A 21,026-nucleotide genomic window follows, 5' to 3' on the forward strand; every position below is an offset into this window, starting at 1 on the left:
TAAGAGAGAAATGCAGCGCGGATTTATTCCTCTGCCGCGGCTTGCTAGCGATTAAAGCAAATGAATTATCTGCAATATTATCCCGTGGATGTGGTTAACGGCGAAGGAACGCGCTGCACCCTGTTTGTCAGCGGCTGCGAACATGGCTGCAAGGGTTGTTATAATCAGAAAAGTTGGTCCTTTAGCGCCGGCGTCCCCTTTGATCATGCCATGGAAGAGCGAATCATTCGGGATTTACAGGATACCCGCATTAAACGCCAAGGATTAAGCCTGTCGGGCGGCGACCCCTTGCACCCGCGTAATGCGGAGGCCTTACTGCCCTTAGTACGACGTATAAAAGAGGAATGTCCGGATAAAGATATTTGGGTCTGGAGCGGCTACCGTCTGACGGAACTGGAAGGCGTTCAGTTACAGATGCTCCCCTATATCGATGTATTGATTGACGGTAAATTTATCAAAGCCTTGGCGGATCCCGCCCTGCTATGGCGCGGCTCCGCAAATCAGCTTATTCACCGCTTTAAATTATAAATATAGCGCAGAGGAGAGGCGCCAGATTATCGTTCTTAAGCTATATTTCAGGCCCAGCGGTAATCTTTTAAAGCAGGTTGTACAAAGTAACGCTTATCTTCCCAGCGCAGCATGGTCAGCCGGTTATTCCATACACAACCCGTATCCAGCGCATAAATATTCTCCGGCGTCGGCGTATCCACCAGGCTGGCCCAATGGCCAAAAACGATATTGAGCTGCTTATACAGGGGATTCTCCAATTTAAACCAAGGTAATAACTCGGGCGGAGCTTGCTCCGGCGGCGCCTTGCAGGCGAAATCCAGACGATGATCCCGATAACAGAAGCGCATACGGGTGAAGACGTTGATAATATAGCGTAACCGCTCAAAGCCGCTTAAATTTTCGTTCCAGCGTTCCGGATAATTCTGATACATGGCTCTTAGCAGCTCATGGTAATCATCGCCGCGCAGTACATTTTCCACTTCCGCCGCACAAGCAAGAGCGCAGCTTAAATCCCAGTCGGGAGAAATCCCCGCATGCGTCATCACAAAATTCCGTTGCCGATTATAAACCAACAGCGGTTGGCGGCGCAGCCAATCAATGAGCGCCTCAAAGTCTGCAGCGGCGAAAATCCCTTCCACCCGATCACAGGCTTTCACTTTTTTAATCCCCAATGCCGTGGCTATCAAATGCAAATCATGATTGCCCAACACGGTCTGCGCCGCCGCGCCGAGGGATTTCACCAGGCGCAAACAATCCAGCGATTTATCCCCGCGCGCCACCAAATCTCCCACCAGATACAGATGATCCGAGGCCGGATCAAACTTCACTCGATCCAGCAGGCTGCGCAATTCATCATAGCAACCCTGTAAATCGCCGACCAAATATGTGGCCATAATATAACTCGCTTAGTCTTCGGAATCTTGCATTAGTTGCTTATTATCAACCTGATCCGGCGGGTTATCCGCCAACCAGTTGGCCAGGCGGCTATAGTCCGCTACGGATAAATTTTCCGCCCTGGCGTTGGCATCTATACCCAATGCGCTCAAACAGTCCGCACTAAAGAGAGAAGACAGGGCGTTACGCAGGGTTTTGCGCCGCTGATTAAAGGCTTGGCTGCATACTCGGTTCAGCCAGTATAAATCCTTCACCGGATAAGGCAGCTTAGCATGAGGAATCAGGCGTACCACCGCAGAATCCACCTTAGGCGCCGGTTTAAAGGCGCTCGGCGGCACTTCAAGCACGGGCATTACCCGGCAAAAATACTGCGCCATCACACTAAGACGCCCGTAAGCTTTGCTGTTCGGCGCTGCGCATAAGCGTTTGACCACTTCCTTTTGCAGCATAAAATGCATATCCTGAATCAATTGGTGAAATTGAAACAGATGAAACATCAGCGGAGTAGAAATATTGTAGGGCAAATTACCGAATACGCGCAGCTTCTGCCCTTTCTGTGCCAGATTCTGTTCCTGATACAAAGCGGCAAAATCAAACTGCATGGCGTCCTGTTCGATTACCCTCAGCTTCTGGTGTAAGAAGGGGTGATGACGTAAACGCTCTGCCAAATCGCGATCCAACTCTATCACCGTCAGATGATCGATTTGCTCCGCTACGGGTTCGGTCAACGCACCGAGGCCGGGGCCGATTTCAATTAAAAATTGATCCCGCTGCGGATAAATTGCCGCAACGATACTTTCAATCACCTGCGTATCATGCAGGAAGTTCTGCCCGAATCTTTTACGGGCGGTATGTCCTAAATGTTTTTTTGAATTCATAATTTTATGGATATCAGTGCCTTAGTGAAGGGCAATAACAATAATTCGGGGTAAAAACAAGCATCCCGACCTAAGCCGGGATGATTATATATTATTTGGTCAGATATTTAATCTCCGCCCCCTTGCGTAAGGCTTTCACCCAGTCTCTCGACTCTTCCTGCAACTGGCGGTTGACTAAGGTTTCATAAGCTTTCTGACGGTAGGCGTCTTCCGTTTTATCTCCCTGACGCTGATCCGTTACCTGCAAAATATGCCAGCCGTATTCGGTTTTGAAAGGTGCGGAAATCGCTCCCTGCTTCGTGGTTTTAATGCTATGGGCAAAAGCGCCCACATAGTTTTCCGGGAAAGCAAAACCTAAATCCCCCCCGTTGGCACCGGACAGATAATCCTTGGAATAATCTTTTGCCGCCTGTTCGAAACTGGTTTTGCCGGCTAGAATATCGCTGCGTACCTGCGCCAACTTCGCCTTAGCCTGGGCATCATTCAATAAAGGATTAAGCTTTAATAAAATATGGCGTACTCGGTACTGAGTGCCGGTTATCTGCGCTTTTTTACCGGAATTTTTAGCCTGCTGCAACATATCCCGACTCAGACTTTCCACCTGCTCGCGAGTTACATCGATATTTTTACCTATGCTACGGTTACGCACTTCCGCCATTAAAATCTGATTGGCAAGGTTAGCACGGAACTGGCTGAGGCTCATTCCCTGATAATCCAACGCATCTAGCAGCTGACCGTAAGTCAGACCGTTCTGCGCCGCAATATTTTCCATTGCCAAATCAATCTGTGAAGCGTCCACCACTACGCCGGACTCGCTTACCGCTTTTTGCACCAATATATCGTCAATAATTTTATCCAGCGCCTTAGCCCGGTTAGCTTCCGTATTCGCTCGTTTTCCCAATGCCCGTTGCAACTGGCTTTCCAATACCGGAATGCCGTCTACGGTGGCCACTACCTGTTCCAGCGCCTGTGCGCCGCCGGAAAAAACCATTGTTCCGAGCATTAAAAAGAATAAGGATTTCAAATTAGCTAATTTCATTATGCATTCCGCCATCAAGTTAAAAATATGTTTTTTAGATTAAAGCCCGGTTAAAAAGTTCAATCTTAATGGGAGAGCAGCGCCACTTCATAGCGCTGATCAAATTTCATGGTACGCACCTGAATTTTTTCGCTGCGGCTGGTAGGAATATTTTTCCCTACATAATCCGCGCGAATCGGTAGCTCGCGATGGCCGCGATCCACAAAGATCACCAGTTCAACTTTCGCCGCCCGACCGAAATCGGTCAGCGCATCCAGTGCGGCACGAATAGTACGCCCGGTAAACAGAACATCGTCCACTAAAATCACGGTTTTATTCTGAATGTTAATAAATTCGGAAGCGCCGTGATAAACCGGCGATTGGCTGACAGGCTCGGCATATTCAAGATCATCACGGTAAAAGGTAATATCCAGATCCACGGAAGGTAAATCAAGCCCCGTCAGTTCCGCAATTTTACGTTTGATTAAAGCCGCGATTTCCGCACCGCGCCGCTTAATGCCGATAATTACGATATCCTCCAGATGACGGTGCTTTTCGATAATTTCATGCGAAATGCGGGAAATCGTACGCATAAACTGATTTTCATCAATAATGATCTTTTCCATAAAACCGGTTACCTTTAAATCTGTATTGTTCGCTACGGGCTACTATACCAAACTTTAGTAAAAATGCACCGCACTTTATGTCTACCAATCCCCCGCCGATAAAAATTATTCTGCGGCGTATCCCTGCGGCGGCAGTTTTTGACCGTCGAGGTAAGCCTCGCCTTGTTTCAACTGTAGACGTCCCTCAATAAACCATTTTATTACCAGAGGATAAATACGCAGTTCCTGCTCCTTCACCCGTTGCTCGATATCCGCAATCCCCTCTCCGGCAAAAATCGGTACCTTGGCCTGCAAAATTACGGCTCCGCCGTCCACTTCCTCATTGACGAAATGTACGCTGGTGCCATGCTCCCGTTCGCCGGCCTCCAAGGCCTGCCGATAGGTATTCAGACCGGGATATTTAGGTAAAAGAGAAGGATGAATATTGATGATTTGCCCTTGAAAACGCCGGGTAAACTGTGCGCTCAGAATTTTCATATAGCCGGCCAGTACGATCAGATCGGCACCTATGGCGTCAATATAATCGCCGATGGCAAGATCCATGGCGGCATTACCGGCATAATCCGAACGCACGAATACCTGAGTGGGTATCCCCGCCTGCCGCGCCCGTTGCAAACCGAAAGCATCGGCTTTATTACTGATAACCGCAGCAACCCGAGCATTCAGGACACCGCGGGCGCAGGCATCCATAATCGCCTGCAAATTGGTGCCCTGACCTGAAATTAATACAACGATTTTTTTCATTGCTTAACGGACGATCACTTGCGCTTCATTATCGGCACGGCTTTCAATCGCTCCGATAACCCATGCGGTTTCACCTGCGTTGCGTAAAATCCGTAAGGCTTGTTCCGCTTCCTGTTGCGGCAGCGCAATCAGCATACCGACACCGCAGTTAAAGGTACGATACATTTCATAATCGCTGATACCGCCCTGTTGCTGCAACCAATCGAACACCGCCGGCCATGTCCAACTGCTTTCATCGATTACCGCTTTAACATTATCCGGCAGGACGCGCGGGATATTTTCCCAGAAACCGCCGCCGGTTAAATGTGCAATGGCATGTACCTGCGCCTGTTCAATTAAAGCCAGTACGGATTTCACATAAATTTTGGTCGGCGCCAGCAACTGTTCGCCTAAGGATTTACCCGCCAGCTGTTCCTCCGCCGGGTTCACGCCTGCGACCTCAATCACTTTACGAATCAAGGAATAACCGTTGGAATGCGGGCCGCTGGAGGCCAGTGCGATTAAAACATCGCCGGCACGCACTTTACTCCCGTCGATAATTTCGGATTTTTCCACCACGCCGACACAAAAACCCGCCAAATCATAATCGCCGGCATGATACATACCCGGCATTTCCGCCGTTTCGCCGCCCACCAAGGCACAGCCCGATTGTACGCAGCCTTCGGCGATACCGCTGATCACATCGGCGGCCACATCTACATCCAGTTTACCGGTGGCGTAATAATCCAAGAAGAACAGAGGTTCCGCTCCCTGCACCACTAAATCGTTCACACACATAGCCACCAGATCGATGCCGATACTGTCGTGTTTTTTTAGATCTATGGCAAGACGCAGCTTGGTTCCGACCCCGTCGGTACCGGAAACCAGCACAGGTTCCTTATATTTCGTCGGTAATGCGCATAAAGCCCCGAATCCGCCTAAGCCCCCCATCACTTCCGGACGGGTGGTGCGTTTAACCTGCGGTTTAATGCGTTCGACAAGTTCGTTACCGGCGTTAATGTCCACACCGGCGTCTTTATAACTTAAGGATTGTTTGCTCACGGTCGTTTCCTATATGTGATTAAGTAAGAAATTCGGCGCCTATTGTAGCATGCCTGCGTAATCGTTTGCGATAGGGGGCGGAAGAAAAATCCGCCTCAGCTCGCTGCAAATAAATCGCAGCTGGTACGCCACAGGGTAGCGGCGATAAGTTCGGCGGGTTCGCTACGCAGCGCACTCAGAAATTTAAAGGTTTCGCTAAGGCGTTCAGGGCGGTTCGGCGCCCCCTGAAAACCGAACAGCGGCATATCCGGCGCATCCGTTTCCAACACCAGCGCATCTAAAGGTAAACGCTGAACCGTAGCCCTGGTTTTTTGTGCGCGAGCATAGCTTATTACGCCGCCGACCCCGATTTTATAGCCTAAATCAATAAATCGCTTAGCCTGCTCGTAACTGCCGGAAAAGCCGTGTACCACCCCGGTTCTGCTAAGCCCCGCCCGTTTCAGAAAAGGGAATAACTGTTCATGGGCTTTCCGGCTGTGCAAACTTACCGGCAACCCATTGTCTTTCGCCAGCTGCAACTGCGCTTCCAACAGTTCGCATTGGGCACGCCATAATTCCGGCGTAATTAAAGCTTCAATCCCGCGTTCTAAACCGATTTCGCCGAGAGCGACACAGCCTTGCGGCTTGCTTGCGAGTAAAGAGGCCAGCGCGTTTAAATCCGCGCGCTTATGCCGCCGAATATGCAGAGGATGCAAACCGAGTCCGCAATACAATTGCGACGGATAAAGTGCGGTCATTTTCAGGATATTTTCGAAATCCGCCGCCATCACCGCCATAATCAGTATTTTTTCCACCCCTGCCGCCGCGGCATTTTCCACCAATCGGGATAAGGGCTGCCCGCTATCGCGCTGTAAATAGTCAAGATGTGTATGCGTATCGAAGAAAGACATCATTATTTGTTGGAGAATCGTATGTCCGGCGCAGAGGCGGTATTGAAGGGGCGGCTTTCCGCACAAAGGCCTCCGCAAAAAGATTCTTGCGACCAATGCCGCAACATTGGCCGCGCTGCAATGGGGAGATTGAAATTATTCCACCGAAACCGACTGAATAATCACTTCTTCTTTAGGTACGTCCTGATGGAAACCGTAATTACCGGTTTTCACCTTACGGATCTTGTCCACAACATCCATACCTTCCGTAACCTCGCCGAATACCGCATAACCCCAGCCCTGCATCGTCTCCGATTTAAAATCCAAGAAGTCGTTATCATTAACGTTAATAAAGAATTGCGCCGTGGCGGAATGCGGATCGGAGGTGCGCGCCATGGCAATGGTACCGCGTTTATTGCTTAAACCGTTATTGGCTTCGTTTTTAATCGGTGCGGAAGTGCTTTTTTCACGCATACCCGGTTCCATACCGCCGCCCTGAATCATAAATCCGTCAATAACCCGATGAAAAATTGTGTTATTATAAAAACCCGCTTTACAGTAGTTTAAAAAATTTTCCGCCGTCAAGGGTGCTTTTTCATGATTCAATGCAATCTTGATATCACCGAAGTTGGTATGTAATGTAACCATTTTGTCTTCCTTATAAGTAATAAAGGGAAATTTAAAGGCTGACATTATTCCATAAAAACCCGGTTAGTGCTATAAAGTGCGGTGAATTTGCGGGGAGTTTTATGCGGAATATTTTACCGCCTCCCCACCCCCATCATGATGAGAAGAGAGCATGCTAAAAATTTTTAATACCCTGACCCGGGAAAAAGAAGAGTTTAAACCTATTCACGCCGACCGCGTCGGTATGTATGTCTGCGGTGTTACCGTTTATGATCTCTGCCATATCGGCCACGGCAGAACCTTTGTTTGCTTTGACGTTATCGCGCGTTATCTGCGCTACCTCGGCTACCCTCTGACCTATGTGCGCAACATCACCGATGTGGACGATAAAATTATTAAACGGGCGCTGGAAAACAAAGAAAGCTGCACACAATTAGTAGATCGTATGGTAAGCGAAATGTATCGGGATTTTGATGCCCTAAATATTTTACGCCCGGATTTCGAACCGCGCGCCACCCATCATATAGCGGAAATTATCGCCATGGTCGAGCGCCTGATCCAACGCGGACACGCCTATGTGGCGGACAATGGAGATGTGATGTTCGACGTAGAAAGCTTCGCGGCTTACGGTAAACTATCCCGCCAAGACTTAACTCAACTCCAGGCGGGCGCACGGGTGGAAATTTCCGAAATTAAAAAGAATCCCATGGATTTCGTACTATGGAAAATGTCCAAGCCGAACGAGCCGAGCTGGCCGTCTCCTTGGGGCGAGGGGCGCCCGGGCTGGCATATCGAATGCTCGGCGATGAATTCCAAACAGCTGGGCGAACATTTCGATATTCACGGCGGCGGTTCCGATTTGATGTTCCCTCATCATGAAAACGAAATCGCACAATCCTGTTGCGCCCACGGCGGCGAATATGTCAACTACTGGATTCATTCCGGCATGATTATGGTGGATAAGGAAAAAATGTCCAAATCCCTGGGTAACTTCTTTACCATTCGCGACGTATTAAGCCATTATGATGCGGAGAGCGTACGTTATTTTCTGCTGACCGCCCATTATCGCAGCCAACTGAATTACAGCGAAGAAAATCTGAAACTGGCGCACGGCGCACTGGAACGCTTATATACGGCGCTGCGCGGCACAGATCCTAATGCCGAAGCCTGCGGCGGCGAAAATTTCATCAGCGCATTTAGGGAAGCCATGGACGATGACTTTAATACCCCGAACGCGATTTCGGTCTTATTTGATATGGCTCGGGAGCTGAACAAACTGAAAAGCGAAAACCAGGCGGCTGCCGAGGGCCTAGCCGCCCGTATGCGTCAGCTGGCAAAAATCTTAGGGCTGTTGGAACAGGCGCCGGAAGCCTTTCTGCAATCCGGAGCGGACGAGGATGAAGTCGCTAAAATCGAAGCTTTGATTCAGCAACGTAATCAGGCCCGCGCCGCAAAAGACTGGGCCGCCGCCGATGCCGCCCGTAACGAACTGACGGCCATGGGCATCGTACTGGAAGACGGCCCCGCCGGCACCAGTTGGCGCCGACAATAGACCGCTCCTAAATAGCATTAAGGGGCGCATCGCCCCTATAATCGCCGATTAATCGCCGATTCCGGCCGATAAATATGCCTAGGGACGCCATAAGGGCGTCCCTATTTATTGGCGGTAAACTTAGCCGATTTTTTCCACTCTGGCCGGAATACCGTTTCTGACCGCCGAACCGCATACCCAATCCTGCCAAGCTGAAGGGACTTGTTTCGTATGATCAATAAGCGCCAGATCATTGAGATTTATGCCCTTTTTAATCATTTCATGGCCCTTTATTTCCTGTCCGTCGATAACATAAGTTTGTGCGCCGAGCTGTTTATGCCCGTAACCATGTTCGATAGCAATAACCCCTTGCGCAATACCTTCAATCAGCATTACCGAGGCCGTTTTACTGCCCGAAGGCGTGATAATTTTTACCTGTTCGCCATGTTTGATCCCCAGTTTTTCCCCATCCTCTCTGTGCATGGCCACCATACCTTCGGGTTTGATGCTGTGCAAACGTAATAGAGGTGCGGTGATACTGCTCATAATATTGGATTTAAATGAAACCAGCTTAAATCCCCAGTCTTGCGACGGATAATGCTGTTCCAGTTCGGAACCGTCGGCAAAACGCGGCGGCATATAATGAGGACAGCCAGGATAATGTTCGCCGTTACTATGATGACGGGCTTTAGCAACGCTTTCCGACCAAATTTGCAGGCAGTTTTTCCATTGAAAAGCCATATCCTCTTCTTTCCAGGCGGAGCTATAAGGTGCAAAGCGCCCGCCCTTACAATAGATATGTGCGGCTTTACCCACTTCCTCCGCTTTCAGGGTGCGTTCCAGCTGCGGTATTAATCTCGCCGCACCTGTTAATAATAAATCTCGGGGATTCGCATCTGCCACCGGTTTTTCACCTGCATAGGCAATATTCGCCGCCGCCCGTAAGAAGAAATCCTCCGCACAATCCAGGGAATAGCTATTGCCTTCAGAATCGCGGATCGCATCAGCACCGAATCCCGGTAAATTCATGGCTTTTGCTAGGGCGATAATAAAGTTTTCCATATTGAGGGTGTGCCCTTCCGCACTTTTTGCATTGGGCGACTCAACCAAGGGCCAACGTGCCGTACTGGCGCGGGTCGGTACGCCGCCCCAAGGGGTGCTGAACCCCCAGCTTTCGAAATTATGGGTATCCGGAACAATATAATCCGCCAATGCGCTGGTTTCGTTCATAAAGGCATCTACGGCAATAAAGAGCGGTAAAATTTTCGGATCCTTTAATTTTTCTTCCCCCATCGGATTCAGCCCCGTCATACCATATAGGGGATTGCTCATATGGCTGATCCAAGCCTTAACGGGATAAGGATAACCTTGCAGCATGGAGGTGAGCATTTCCGTCATCTGACCGCCGGTAAAAGGATACCAGGCGGCTTTCGCCGGATAAGGATTCTCGCCTGCCGCCGCCTTCCGCTTATATTCGGAGGAATTCTCATAGGCGCGTTTACTACGGGCGAGATTAGTTCCCTTAGGTTTTAGCATGCCGTTAAAATCGCTTAGATCATAGCGCGGGCCTTTACCGAAGTCCTTAAATTTTCCGGCGTTAACACACATACCGCCTTTCTTATTCATATTCCCCACCATGGCGTTCAGCAATAAAATCGCCCAGCTGGTATAAAATCCGGTACTATGCATGGTTCCGCCATGGGTAATAGCAACGGCTTTGCTTCCCTGTGCGGTAAATCGCTCGGCCAACGCCTTAATTTGTTCAACCCCCACCCCGCAAATAGCGCTGTACTGCGCCAGAGTTTTCTCCTCACAGGACTGACGCAACAGACTCATGGCAGATGCCACCTGCACCTCGGAGCCGTCCGCAAGCATAACCCGCTGGTGCACAAAAAGCTCCGCCTGAGCGGATTCTTTCGCGCTCAACAGCCGGCCGGACAGAAGATCTTTGACGATAATATCCTGTTCTGCGCTTTTATCCCGGGTTTCGGCGCTATCTTTACTCTCCCCCGTCAAATCGCTGATACGCAGCGCCTGTCCGTATTTTGGGTGATCCGCTTCGATAATAAATAAATGGGTGGCATTGGAGTAGCTGGCATGATGTGCCGATTTCGCCGCGGCCATTGTCGGTCTTGAAAGGTAATCTCGGTTAAACAGTTCCTGCTCGATAATCCAGCCTAACATTCCCATCACCAGGGCTAAATCCGTTCCCGGCAATATGGGAATCCATTGATGATTATCCGTGGCACGACTTCCGGTCAGTTCCAGTCTGGGAGAAACCACCGCATAAGCAAATTTATCCTCAGTGCGTTTTTTCGCCAGCTGGCGGGCTTGGCGCTTAAAGGGATTACCCGCCTGCGCCGGTGATGTGCCGATAAACAAAATAAATTCGCAATTATCCCAATCCGGTTTAGCATGGGTGTTATTGTCAAAATCCTTCATAAACGCCCCTGAACCGGCCCGGAAAGAAGCGCCGCAATAAGAACCGTGGCTGCTGAAATTAATGGTACCGAAGCTTTTCTGGGCAAAACGCTGTAAAATCGGCTGACGCCCTTCCGGGCCGGCAAAGGTAACCAGCAACTGATTGGATTTAGGCCCAAGATCAGGGGAACGGGGATCAATCAGTTGCTCGATATCCCGAATATTTTTTAACCCTTCCACTTCTCCTTCGCCAAACAAATTGCCGCCGTTTACCACTTCTTCAATCAATTGTTCAAAGCTGATGGTCTGCCATTTTCCTTCGCCGCGTTTACCGACCCGTTTCAACGGGCGGGTAATGCGGTAAGGGCTATTCATACCCTCTAAAAAAGCGGCGCCTCTGGCACAGGCGGTGGAACGATTTTCCCAACCGCTTTCGCCCCCCAGTAATTTTTGCGCTTGTTCAATTGAGGTGTCAAAAGGCAGCGTTTTATCCGAAGAAAGCGGATGGTAGGGATTACCGGCGATACGCAATACCCGATTATTTTTTAAATCCACCCTTGCGCGTACCCCGCATAATGTCCAGCAGCCCATACATTGCGTATGACAAACCACTTGCTCCGGATTGGAAATCAGTTGTCCGTCCGCAATACGATATTCCGGGAGCAGAGAGTTGGCGCTAATGGCATCGGCGGTCGCTTCGCCGCTGCTGCCCTTGATTGCGCCCTGAGCCATATCTTTCAGTTTAGGCCCGTAACCACCGACAAAAGCCGTTGCTCCGCCCAGGGCTAAACCGCCCTTTAATAAACGGCGACGTTTGTTATCCATGCTGAACTCCCCCTTTAAAAATAAAAACCATTAAACGATGCATCAGAAGGGCTAAACATAAGCATAGTCCGAACAGGGATAACATACCTATCCCTCCCTCCGTACTTAACCAATCGAAGTGATAAAAATTTTGCAATACATTAGTTTTAGATAGGCTTTGCACCTCAATCACCAATACCCAACGTACCGTCCATGCCAGTACGGCAAGCGCCAGCAGTGCGATCTTATCCCTGCCGTAAAAATTAGCCGCCAATGCGATAATAAAGGCGAGCATCAATACATAAGGGCTATAAGCATTTTGCAAGATCAAATCCAGGTCCCGGCTGTTATCCGCACTTTCCAAATACCATGCCGCCACGGCAAGCACCAGAATAATCAGATGTAATAGAATCGGCCGTTTAAAGCGATAAAGTGCGGTATTTTTTGTAAAAGTTTTTGTCAGCACAGCGATTAAAGCCAGAGCAAAGGGTAAAACGCTGCATAGCATGATCGGTAATAGCCAGTAGCTGCGCCACAAAGGACGGGTGCCGGTGGCATAGGTTTCCATCAGGGTGTACAGCACAATCATTAGAGCCGAAACGGCACTCGACAGGCGTAGGCTCATCAATAATCCCTTTCTGTGCCGAATAACGGCGCTAAACCCTAATAAAGGGCGCGGCAAATCACGCTCTGCTATTTGCGCCACCACAAGCGAAACAAAATAAGCGATAACGGAAATACAGAACCAAGGTAAAAAAAACGCGCCCCACGCCATCCAGGAACCGGCGTTAAAATCCGTATAAAAATGGATAATCCGCCCCGGCTGATGTAAATCCCCCAACAAAGCGAGGGAGCCTACAAGCACACAAACCGATGCAACGGCCAATGCCAAGGTTTCTTCCTTCAGTCCCAATCGTCCCTGTTTCAGAAAAATCCACAATGCGCTAAAAACGGCGCTGAATCCGATGCCGATAAAAAAGAAATAGGCCACAATCCAGGGCTGCCATACCGTTTCTTGCGGATGAACGAGAATTTCACGGATCATTTATACCTCCGAACCTTGCCAAAGCATGGGCTGACCTTTAACCTTCGAGCTGAAAATATCCTCCAACCCCAAATAGAAAACCTGCGGCTGCGTACCCGCTTCCGGTTTCAGAACTTTCAGCGCGGATTGATGACGGCGATAAAGACGGGCGATATTGCTGTCCGGATCATTTAAATCGCCAATAATTCTGGCGCCGCCCACACAGCTTTCCACGCAGGCGGGTAATAATCCCGCTTCCAGACGATGTACGCAAAAGGTGCATTTATCCGCCGTTTTCGTCTGCTCATTAATAAAACGAGCGTCATAAGGGCAGGCCTGCACACAATAGCCGCAACCGATACATTGTTTATTGTTAACCACCACAATACCGTCCCGGCGCTGAAAGGTAGCCTGTACCGGACAGACCGGCACGCAGGGCGGCTTATCGCAATGATTACACAGACGCGGTAATAAAACATTTTCGGCTAATCGTTTTCCATCGCTGATTTCATATTGACTAACCGTGGTTCTGAACGCATTCAAAGGGGTAGCGTTTTCTATGCAGCAACTCACAGTACAGGCCTGACAGCCGATACAGCGGCGTAAATCAATCAGCATGGCATAGCGTTTCCCCTTCTCCCCGCCCTCCCTTGCGGCGGCGGTATCGGTTTGCGCCCGTACCGGCGAAAAACTGCCTGCGCCAACGGTTAACACCGATATTTCCTTTAAAAAAGTACGTTTTGATATATCCATAGCCCCACCTATATGCCGGATAACTAAAATTAGCTAATATTGTTAAACGCAAAAACCTATACGAATATTGTGGTTTTCCACATAAGCAGCAGAAATTTGACTTAAATCAAGATAACATGGGAATATTTACATTATAAAACCGGCATAGTTATGCAAAATTAATCCCCTATGCCCGCTTAGCATTTTCTTTTAAAGCTAAGTGAAGAGCGATTCCGGCAGGATATATGCGATTTTTACTGGTATTTTTATTTATCATCTGTTGCAGCCTCAGTTTACAGGCGCAAACCTGGCGGGTTGGCGTTCATGCTCAACGCGGCAATCATTATGCCCTGCAATACTGGCAGCCCTGGATCAACTGGTTAAACGAACGTTTTCCCGACCAACATTTTCTGCTCATTCCCCTCGGTCTGAATGAGTTAAAAGAAAAAACGGATCTGGATTTTGTGTTAACCAATCAATCTCAGTTTTTCTATATTCGGCAGAAAAATCTGCGCTGGCTGGCAACCCTAGATACCGGCGGTGAAAACCGTATTTCCGGTACCGGCAGTACCATCTGGGTTAAAAACGACAGCCCTTATATGAAATTGGCGGATTTAAAAAATAAAACCGTTAGCGCCGTAGACGAGCAGGCCTTTGGCGGTTTTTTACTCGGCTATTATGAGTTTTTTAAACAAAATATCAGGCAAAATGAAAATATCCGTTTCCAATTCAGCGGCTTCCCGGTGGAAAACAGCTTATTTTTACTGCGTGATGACAAAGTGGATGCGGCAATTATTCCCCTCTGTTTAATGGAAGAACTGAGTAAAGAAAAACGCATTGAAATGCAGTTATTTCGCCCGCTGAATCTTCAGCCCAATACGTCAAACTGTGCATTAAGCAGCGAATTATTACCCAACTGGTCTTTGGCCGCCTTATCCGCCGTCCCCGATTCGCTGGCAATAAAGATTGCCAATGCGCTGCTCACGGAGATTCCCGCTCACTTACCTCAATGGCACTTGCCGCTGGATTCCTTCCGAACCGATTTTATTCTGCGCGAACTCTATCGCCATCCGCAGCAGAAAAGCCTGTGGGAAAACGTACAGGCATGGATTGTGTTGAACCGCTTCGGTTTACTGGCGATATGCGCATTTATTTTATTAAACTATGCCTGGATCAGTTATCAGGTTCACCGCAAAAGTAAAGCCCTAAAACAAACGCTGCTGAAAATGCAGCAATATCAACAACAGCTGATTAAAGCGGATCGGCTCGCCTTATTAGGAGAAATGACCTCCGGCGTCGCTCATGAAATCAAACAACCCTTATCCGCTATCCGTATGTATGCGGAAGGCATAAAGCATCAGAATCAAAATAAGCAACAACAACTGATACTGGATAAAATTATCGAGCAGGTGGATCGCAGTGTGAAAATTATGCGAAATATCCAAGATTGGGTAAAAAACCGGGATAACGGCGATTTACAGCAAGTTCGGCTTAATCATTTAATCCATCGGGTAATTGAGTTTGTGTCGCCGCAAAATAAACGGCAGGTAAAAATCGAACTGCGGTCTGCGGCCGATTATAGGTTGCAAATTAAAGCCACCGCCCTGGAACAGGTTGTCGCTAATTGTTTACTCAATGCCTTACAAACGGAGGCGGATCTGATAAAGATCCGAGTATTTGAACAGCAAGGCCTGCTTCACATCAGTATCTGCGATAACGGTGCCGGATTCCGAGCCGAACACCTGGATTTTCCTTTCGTTCCTTTTCGTACCGATAAACCCCAGGGATTAGGTTTAGGGCTGGTATTATGTAAACGCTTAATGCAATCCTTAGGCGGCACTATTCGGCTGGGAAATACGGTATCCGGTGCCGAAGTCGTACTTTCGCTGCCGCTTAACTCTGCGGAGAATAACCATGATCATTCATATAGTTGACGATGAAGACGCCATTCTTGATGCCATGCGTTTTCTGTTGGCGCCCCTACAAACGGAAATATGCACATGGCGCAGCAGCCGCGATTTTATCCAACAGGCGGATCTTTACCGTCAGGGCGTCGTTTTACTGGATATGCGCATGCCCTTATTAGACGGCCATCAGGTGCATCAGTTACTGCGCGAAAAGCAATCGGTACTTGCCGTTGTTATTATGACCGCACATGGTGATATTCCCATGGCGGTACAGGAGCTGAAGTTAGGCGCTCTGGATTTTTTAGCCAAACCCGTCGCTTTCGAAAGTCTACAACGGGTGATTTCTCAAGGGCGGGAATTTAGCCGAAAACAGCTGGAAATTCATCGCACCCGTCGCAATTATCAAAAATTAACGGAAAAAGAAAAACGTTTGCTCGAGCATATTCTGCAAGGCACGCCCAATAAACTTATTGCGGATAAACTGGCGGTATCCGTGCGCACCGTAGAAGTACATCGCGCCAATATTATGGAAAAAATGCAGGCCGAAAGTCTGGCCGCCTTAGTCAGCGCTATCACCCTATTAAAAGAATATGATCGGGCGGATTAGGCGCCGGGGCGCCATACCGACACCCGTTTTTTTATTCTCTATTTGAGGTAAAACGCTCATATCCTCCCTGCTTATTGCGAATTTAATTTTTTCCGAAAAAATTTATTGTCCATTTGTCCATTTGTCCATTTGCATAAGATAAATGTTACCCTTTGTTCCATAAGGCGGAAAAAACTTTGCTTTTTTTGACCGCACTTTTTGCTGCTGCCGGTCGCTCTCCGCTTTCCTTCTGCCCGCAGGGCGCTTTCTATAAGCTAATGCGTTAGCGCTATGCCATGTAACTTTTCGTTCTAAAAAATTCTGCGGCGGAAGATTGAATTTTATCTACCGATAGTGTTAAATCCACAATATTGCTATAAATTTTAGGTTAAGGTGAAAGCTGTTTTATGTGTCAATTACTCGGAATGAACTGTAATACGCCGACGGATATCGTGTTTTCCTTTGAAGGCTTCCGTCGTCGCGCCGGCTTAACCGACAGCCACTCGGACGGCTTCGGTATTGCCTTCTTCGAGGGAAAGGGAGTTCGGGTTTTTCGTGATGATAAACCCGGCGCTTCCTCGCCTATTGCCGACTGCGTCAAGCAGTATCATATTAAATCTCTGAATGTAATCGCTCATATCCGCAAAGCGACCCAAGGCGAGGTGAATATTGAAAACACTCACCCCTTTATTCGCGAAATCTGGGGGGAGAACTGGGTGTTCGCCCATAACGGAAACCTGAACAATTTGCCGGATATGTCCGACAGTTTCTGCCAGCCTATAGGTTCCACCGATTCGGAAGCCGCATTCTGTTACATTGCAGAACAATTAAAAAACCGTTTCCGCAAAAAGCCTACGGAAGAGGAAATTTTTGATGCCGTGCAACAGGTTACGCAGGAACTGGCGAAACTGGGCACCTTTAACTTTATTCTTTCCAATGGAGAATGGATGATCGCCCATTGCTCCACCAATCTGCATTACCTCACCCGCCAGGCGCCTTTCGGTAAAGCCTGCCGTATAGATGATGACGATGTAATCGACTTTAGCCATTATGCGGCGGAAGGCGATAAGGTCAGCCTGATTTCCACTTTTCCGCTGACCAAAAACGAATGTTGGCACAAAATGGAAAGAGGCGGTTTCGTTTTCTTTAAGGAAGGAGAAAAGATCCGTGAAATTATCGGCGTACCCGGCCCGGCGGTAGATGACGGCACCTTGGGCAAGGGCGGACTCAAAGCGGCTTAAACCGCATAAAGAGCGATAAAGTACGAAGGGCGTGAATTTCACGCCCCTTTTGTTTACTGGAATTTGTTTACTGAAATTCCAACTCCACCGCACTTTCACCCAGTTCGAGAATTAATGCGTTCAGCAACTCGTCGCTCGGATTAACGCTCCATTGCACGCCTAAACGTAACAAGGCCCTGCCCTGCGGACTCTGGTAATAGATATGAATCGGCAGCGTGCCGCCGCTATGGGGTTCAATAATGGCTTTGAATTTGCGCAGAAAAGCCGGGCTGATTCGGCTTTGTTCCAAACTGATTGCCAGACTTTTAGCGTAACGACTGCGCGCTTCGTCCAGGGTCATCAGCTCTCGTACCGACATACGCATACCCTGACTGAAGTCATCATAGCTGACCGGGCCGGAAACCACCACAATACTGTCTTTTTGTAGCTTTTCCCCGAATTTTTCCAACGCTTCGGCAAACAGGGTAATATCCAGTCGCCCGGAACGATCGTCCAGTGAAGCGATACCGAGGCGGTTACCTTTTTTGGTTACCGCAAAGCGGGAACTGACGATTAAACCGCTGGCGGTGCTAATCTGACCGCGTAGGTTAGGTACCAAATCTTTCAAGCGATTCGGGCTGTAATGGGAAAGTTCCTTTAGATAACCACTGATGGGGTGGCTGCTTAAATACAATCCCAAGGTTTCCCGCTCGCCGTCCAAAATCATTTTTTCCGTCCAGCGCGGCGTATTGGCATAGGCAATTTCCACATCTTCCGGGCTTTCGGTCAGAACCCCGAACATATCCGCCTGCCCTGCGGCTTCGTCTTTAGCATGTTGATCCGAGGCTTTTAGCGCGTCCTCCAGATTTTTCGACAGCGCGGCACGATGAGGCCCGAGTTTATCGAAGGCGCCGGACATAATCAGGCTTTCAAAGGTTCTTCGGTTGATTTTCTTTAAATCCACCCTTGCGCAGAGATCAAACAGATCTTTAAAGATGCCGCCTCTATTACGCGCACTGATCAGGGCTTCGATAGGCCCTTCGCCGACCCCTTTAATCGCCCCTATACCGTAAACGATTTCACCCTGATCATTAACGCTGAAATGATGCTTACCGGTATTAATATCCGGCGGCGTAACCTTTAATCCCATGCGCAGACATTCATCGTACAGTCCGACGATTTTATCCGTATTATCCATTTCCGAAGTCATGACCGCCGCCATAAATTCCGCCGGATAATGGGTTTTTAACCATAGGGTCTGATAGGATACCAGGGCATAGGCGGCGGAGTGGGATTTATTAAAGCCGTAACCGGCGAATTTTTCCACCAAATCGAAGATTTTCATGGCCAGTTCGCCGTCCACGCCGTTTTTAATTGCGCCTTCTTCAAATACCGACCGCTGCTTCGCCATTTCCTCCGGTTTTTTCTTACCCATGGCACGGCGCAGCAAGTCCGCCCCGCCCAGGGTATAGCCTGCCAATACCTGAGCGATCTGCATAACCTGCTCCTGATACAGAATAATGCCGTAGGTGGGTTCCAGAATAGGTTTTAGGGACTCGTGCTGGTAATGAGCATCGGGATAAGAAACCTCCTCGCGCCCGTGTTTACGATCGATAAAGTTATCCACCATGCCCGATTGCAGCGGGCCGGGACGAAACAAAGCCACCAGAGCGATAATATCTTCAAAGCAGTCCGGTTGCAGGCGTTTAATCAAATCTTTCATGCCGCGCGATTCCAACTGGAACACTGCGGTAGTTTCCGCATTCTGTAACAGGCTGAAAGATTTTTTATCGTCCAGCGGAATGGCGTTGATATCTACCGGCGCCTTGCCTTCTTTGCTTAAACGGGCGTTAATCATATCCAGCGCCCATTTAATAATGGTCAGGGTGCGTAAGCCGAGAAAGTCGAATTTAACCAGACCGGCGTATTCCACATCGTTTTTATCGAAATGGGTAACCGGATGCAGCCCTTCGGTATCGCAGTAAAGGGGAGAAAAGTCGGTAATTTTGGTCGGTGAAATCACGACCCCGCCGGCGTGCTTACCGGCATTACGGGTTACCCCCTCCAGTTTGCGCGCCATATCAATCAGCGCTTTGACCTCTTCGTCGCCGTCGTAGATTATCTGTAACTGAGGCTCCGCTTCAAAGGCTTTGGCCAAGGTCATGCCGGGATCGGGCGGAATCAGTTTGGAGATGCGATCCACAAAACCGTACGGGTGGCCCAGTACGCGTCCCACGTCGCGGATCACCGCTTTGGCCGCCATGGTACCGAAGGTGATAATCTGTGATACGGCGTCCCGACCGTAGGTTTCCGCCACATGTTCAATCACCCGGTCGCGTCCGTCCATACAGAAGTCCACATCAAAGTCCGGCATGGAAACGCGTTCCGGGTTGAGAAAACGTTCAAACAGTAAATCGAAAGCTAAAGGATCCAAATCGGTAATTTTTAGAGAATAGGCCACCAGAGAGCCTGCACCGGAACCCCGCCCCGGGCCGACCGGGATTCCGTTATCCTTCGACCACTGAATAAATTCCATCACGATCAGGAAGTAGCCGGGAAATCCCATTTGGTTAATGACGCCTAATTCCACTTCCAGCCGTTGATCATAAACTTTGCGTTTTTCCGACCGCTCTTTTTCCTCCGGAAATAATACCTGCAGGCGTTGTTCCAAGCCTTCACGGGCCTTTTTAATTAAAAAGTCTTCGGTACTGAGTTCGCCGGTAGGAAACTGCGGCAGGAAATATTCGCCTAGGCGAATGGTAACATTACAGCGTCGGGCGATAAGCAGACTGTTTTCCAGCGCACTGGGAATATCCGCAAATAAGCGGCACATTTCCTGTTCGCTGCGGAAATATTGCTGCGGGGTATAATTTTTCGGACGCTTCGGATCATCAAGGGTATAGCCGTCATGAATCGCCACCCGAATTTCATGGGCCTCGAAATCCTCGCTGCGTAAGAAACAGACGTCGTTAACCGCCACCACCGGCAATGCGCATTGTGCGGCAAGTTCCAGTGCGGCGCGAATATAGCGTTCGTCTTCATGATGGCCGGTGCGGCTTAGGCTGAGATAAAAATGATCGGCAAAATATGTTTGATAAAAAGCCACCGCACTCAGGGCGTCGCCAGGCTTATTCTTCAACAGTTTATTGCCGATATCCCCCAGCCGTCCGCCGGACAAAATAATAATGCCTTCGCGGTGTTCAATCAGCCAGTCCTGATCGATATAGGGCAAATCCGAATAACCGCGCTGATAGGCTTTGGACAGCAACAGGGTAATGTTTTTATAACCGGTATTATTCTTCGCCAATAGGGTCAGGTTAAACTTTTCCTCTGCACAGAGCTCGCTTTGAACTAAAACATCGGCACCTATTATGGGTTTTATTCCGGCGGACAGCGCTTCGCCGTAAAATTTCACCAATCCGCAGAAATTGGTAAAATCCGTTAACGCCATCGCCACCATATTTTCCTGTACGCAGGCATTAACCAAGGGCTTAACCTTGGCGATACCGTCAATCATAGAGAAATCACTGTGTACGTGCAGATGCACGAAACGGGGTTCCGACATAAAAATCCTTAATTCAATGCTCAACAGAA

At 49.0% G+C, this 21,026-nt stretch carries 17 protein-coding genes; 5 read left to right on the forward strand and 12 right to left on the reverse strand.

Going from position 1 to position 21,026, the window contains the following annotated elements; translation table 11 throughout:
• The first annotated feature begins 60 nt into the window (after positions 1 to 60).
• Entirely contained in the window at positions 61 to 528 is a 468-nt protein-coding gene (gene nrdG, locus EDC45_RS05055; RefSeq protein WP_133544120.1) for an anaerobic ribonucleoside-triphosphate reductase-activating protein, read from the forward strand.
• Positions 529 to 575: 47 nt separating this feature from the next.
• Here nrdG and apaH read toward each other — a convergent pair whose 3' ends face one another.
• The 8 genes from apaH to EDC45_RS05095 form a co-directional block, all read right to left on the reverse strand.
• Positions 576 to 1,403, reverse strand: coding sequence for a bis(5'-nucleosyl)-tetraphosphatase (symmetrical) ApaH (gene apaH, locus EDC45_RS05060; protein WP_133544122.1), 828 nt, complete (start codon positions 1,401 to 1,403; stop codon positions 576 to 578).
• A 12-nt stretch (positions 1,404 to 1,415) separates the two neighbouring features.
• Entirely contained in the window at positions 1,416 to 2,282 is an 867-nt protein-coding gene (rsmA, locus tag EDC45_RS05065) for a 16S rRNA (adenine(1518)-N(6)/adenine(1519)-N(6))-dimethyltransferase RsmA (protein WP_133544124.1), read from the reverse strand.
• A 91-nt stretch (positions 2,283 to 2,373) separates the two neighbouring features.
• Positions 2,374 to 3,321, reverse strand: coding sequence for a peptidylprolyl isomerase (locus EDC45_RS05070; RefSeq protein ID WP_133544126.1), 948 nt, complete (start codon positions 3,319 to 3,321; stop codon positions 2,374 to 2,376).
• A 65-nt stretch (positions 3,322 to 3,386) separates the two neighbouring features.
• Complete coding sequence (gene pyrR / locus EDC45_RS05075; RefSeq protein ID WP_133544128.1) at positions 3,387 to 3,926, reverse strand: bifunctional pyr operon transcriptional regulator/uracil phosphoribosyltransferase PyrR; 540 nt, start codon at positions 3,924 to 3,926, stop codon at positions 3,387 to 3,389.
• Positions 3,927 to 4,031: 105 nt separating this feature from the next.
• Positions 4,032 to 4,670 carry a phosphoribosylglycinamide formyltransferase gene (gene purN, locus EDC45_RS05080; RefSeq protein ID WP_133544130.1) on the reverse strand — a complete coding sequence of 213 codons (639 nt, stop codon included), beginning with the start codon at positions 4,668 to 4,670 and terminating at the stop codon, positions 4,032 to 4,034.
• Positions 4,671 to 4,673: 3 nt separating this feature from the next.
• Complete coding sequence (purM, locus tag EDC45_RS05085; RefSeq protein WP_133544132.1) at positions 4,674 to 5,711, reverse strand: phosphoribosylformylglycinamidine cyclo-ligase; 1,038 nt, start codon at positions 5,709 to 5,711, stop codon at positions 4,674 to 4,676.
• Positions 5,712 to 5,806: 95 nt separating this feature from the next.
• The gene (locus tag EDC45_RS05090; protein WP_133544504.1) at positions 5,807 to 6,601 is read right to left on the reverse strand and encodes a TatD family hydrolase; all 795 of its coding nucleotides are present in this window, start codon (positions 6,599 to 6,601) and stop codon (positions 5,807 to 5,809) included.
• A gap of 135 nt (positions 6,602 to 6,736) precedes the next feature.
• Positions 6,737 to 7,228 carry a peptidylprolyl isomerase gene (locus tag EDC45_RS05095; RefSeq protein WP_133544134.1) on the reverse strand — a complete coding sequence of 164 codons (492 nt, stop codon included), beginning with the start codon at positions 7,226 to 7,228 and terminating at the stop codon, positions 6,737 to 6,739.
• 151 nt (positions 7,229 to 7,379) lie between these two features.
• Here EDC45_RS05095 and cysS point away from each other — a divergent pair, with 151 nt between their 5' ends.
• Complete coding sequence (gene cysS, locus EDC45_RS05100; RefSeq protein ID WP_133544136.1) at positions 7,380 to 8,759, forward strand: cysteine--tRNA ligase; 1,380 nt, start codon at positions 7,380 to 7,382, stop codon at positions 8,757 to 8,759.
• Between the two features lie 120 nt (positions 8,760 to 8,879).
• Here the strand turns inward: cysS and EDC45_RS05105 are convergent, their stop codons facing one another.
• The 3 genes from EDC45_RS05105 to ttrB are packed head-to-tail and all read right to left on the reverse strand — an operon-like array spanning position 8,880 to position 13,740.
• Positions 8,880 to 11,984 (reverse strand): molybdopterin-dependent oxidoreductase, encoded by a 3,105-nt coding sequence (locus EDC45_RS05105; RefSeq protein ID WP_133544138.1) that lies wholly within the window; start codon positions 11,982 to 11,984, stop codon positions 8,880 to 8,882.
• Complete coding sequence (gene nrfD / locus EDC45_RS05110; protein WP_133544140.1) at positions 11,977 to 13,008, reverse strand: NrfD/PsrC family molybdoenzyme membrane anchor subunit; 1,032 nt, start codon at positions 13,006 to 13,008, stop codon at positions 11,977 to 11,979. The genes EDC45_RS05105 and nrfD overlap by 8 nt, the downstream gene beginning before the upstream one ends.
• Positions 13,009 to 13,740, reverse strand: coding sequence for a tetrathionate reductase subunit TtrB (gene ttrB, locus EDC45_RS05115; protein ID WP_133544142.1), 732 nt, complete (start codon positions 13,738 to 13,740; stop codon positions 13,009 to 13,011).
• A gap of 224 nt (positions 13,741 to 13,964) precedes the next feature.
• Here ttrB and EDC45_RS05120 point away from each other — a divergent pair, with 224 nt between their 5' ends.
• The 3 genes from EDC45_RS05120 to EDC45_RS05130 all read left to right on the forward strand — a co-directional run bounded on the left by EDC45_RS05120 (position 13,965) and on the right by EDC45_RS05130 (position 17,453).
• Positions 13,965 to 15,653, forward strand: a complete 1,689-nt coding sequence (locus tag EDC45_RS05120; protein WP_133544144.1) for a sensor histidine kinase — start codon at positions 13,965 to 13,967, stop codon at positions 15,651 to 15,653.
• Complete coding sequence (locus EDC45_RS05125; RefSeq protein ID WP_133544146.1) at positions 15,634 to 16,233, forward strand: response regulator; 600 nt, start codon at positions 15,634 to 15,636, stop codon at positions 16,231 to 16,233. The genes EDC45_RS05120 and EDC45_RS05125 overlap by 20 nt, the downstream gene beginning before the upstream one ends.
• 386 nt (positions 16,234 to 16,619) lie before the next feature.
• Positions 16,620 to 17,453 carry a class II glutamine amidotransferase gene (locus EDC45_RS05130; RefSeq protein ID WP_133544148.1) on the forward strand — a complete coding sequence of 278 codons (834 nt, stop codon included), beginning with the start codon at positions 16,620 to 16,622 and terminating at the stop codon, positions 17,451 to 17,453.
• A gap of 67 nt (positions 17,454 to 17,520) precedes the next feature.
• Here EDC45_RS05130 and dnaE read toward each other — a convergent pair whose 3' ends face one another.
• On the reverse strand, positions 17,521 to 20,997 hold the full coding sequence (gene dnaE, locus EDC45_RS05135; protein WP_133544150.1) for a DNA polymerase III subunit alpha: 3,477 nt from the start codon (positions 20,995 to 20,997) through the stop codon (positions 17,521 to 17,523).
• Positions 20,998 to 21,026: the final 29 nt, after the last annotated feature.

This window comes from Mesocricetibacter intestinalis (assembly GCF_004363295.1).
GTDB classification, from domain to species: Bacteria; Pseudomonadota; Gammaproteobacteria; order Enterobacterales; family Pasteurellaceae; genus Mesocricetibacter; species Mesocricetibacter intestinalis.

Bases quoted from the DNA above. Each gene is read 5' to 3' on its own strand.
- nrdG (WP_133544120.1), top strand. From the start codon at position 61: ATGAATTATCTGCAATATTATCCCGTGGATGTGGTTAACGGCGAAGGA.
- apaH (WP_133544122.1), bottom strand. From the start codon at position 1,403: ATGGCCACATATTTGGTCGGCGATTTACAGGGTTGCTATGATGAATTG.
- rsmA (WP_133544124.1), bottom strand. From the start codon at position 2,282: ATGAATTCAAAAAAACATTTAGGACATACCGCCCGTAAAAGATTCGGG.
- EDC45_RS05070 (WP_133544126.1), bottom strand. From the start codon at position 3,321: ATGAAATTAGCTAATTTGAAATCCTTATTCTTTTTAATGCTCGGAACA.
- pyrR (WP_133544128.1), bottom strand. From the start codon at position 3,926: ATGGAAAAGATCATTATTGATGAAAATCAGTTTATGCGTACGATTTCC.
- purN (WP_133544130.1), bottom strand. From the start codon at position 4,670: ATGAAAAAAATCGTTGTATTAATTTCAGGTCAGGGCACCAATTTGCAG.
- EDC45_RS05090 (WP_133544504.1), bottom strand. From the start codon at position 6,601: ATGTCTTTCTTCGATACGCATACACATCTTGACTATTTACAGCGCGAT.
- EDC45_RS05095 (WP_133544134.1), bottom strand. From the start codon at position 7,228: ATGGTTACATTACATACCAACTTCGGTGATATCAAGATTGCATTGAAT.
- cysS (WP_133544136.1), top strand. From the start codon at position 7,380: ATGCTAAAAATTTTTAATACCCTGACCCGGGAAAAAGAAGAGTTTAAA.
- EDC45_RS05105 (WP_133544138.1), bottom strand. From the start codon at position 11,984: ATGGATAACAAACGTCGCCGTTTATTAAAGGGCGGTTTAGCCCTGGGC.
- nrfD (WP_133544140.1), bottom strand. From the start codon at position 13,008: ATGATCCGTGAAATTCTCGTTCATCCGCAAGAAACGGTATGGCAGCCC.
- ttrB (WP_133544142.1), bottom strand. From the start codon at position 13,740: ATGGATATATCAAAACGTACTTTTTTAAAGGAAATATCGGTGTTAACC.
- EDC45_RS05120 (WP_133544144.1), top strand. From the start codon at position 13,965: ATGCGATTTTTACTGGTATTTTTATTTATCATCTGTTGCAGCCTCAGT.
- EDC45_RS05125 (WP_133544146.1), top strand. From the start codon at position 15,634: ATGATCATTCATATAGTTGACGATGAAGACGCCATTCTTGATGCCATG.
- EDC45_RS05130 (WP_133544148.1), top strand. From the start codon at position 16,620: ATGTGTCAATTACTCGGAATGAACTGTAATACGCCGACGGATATCGTG.
- dnaE (WP_133544150.1), bottom strand. From the start codon at position 20,997: ATGTCGGAACCCCGTTTCGTGCATCTGCACGTACACAGTGATTTCTCT.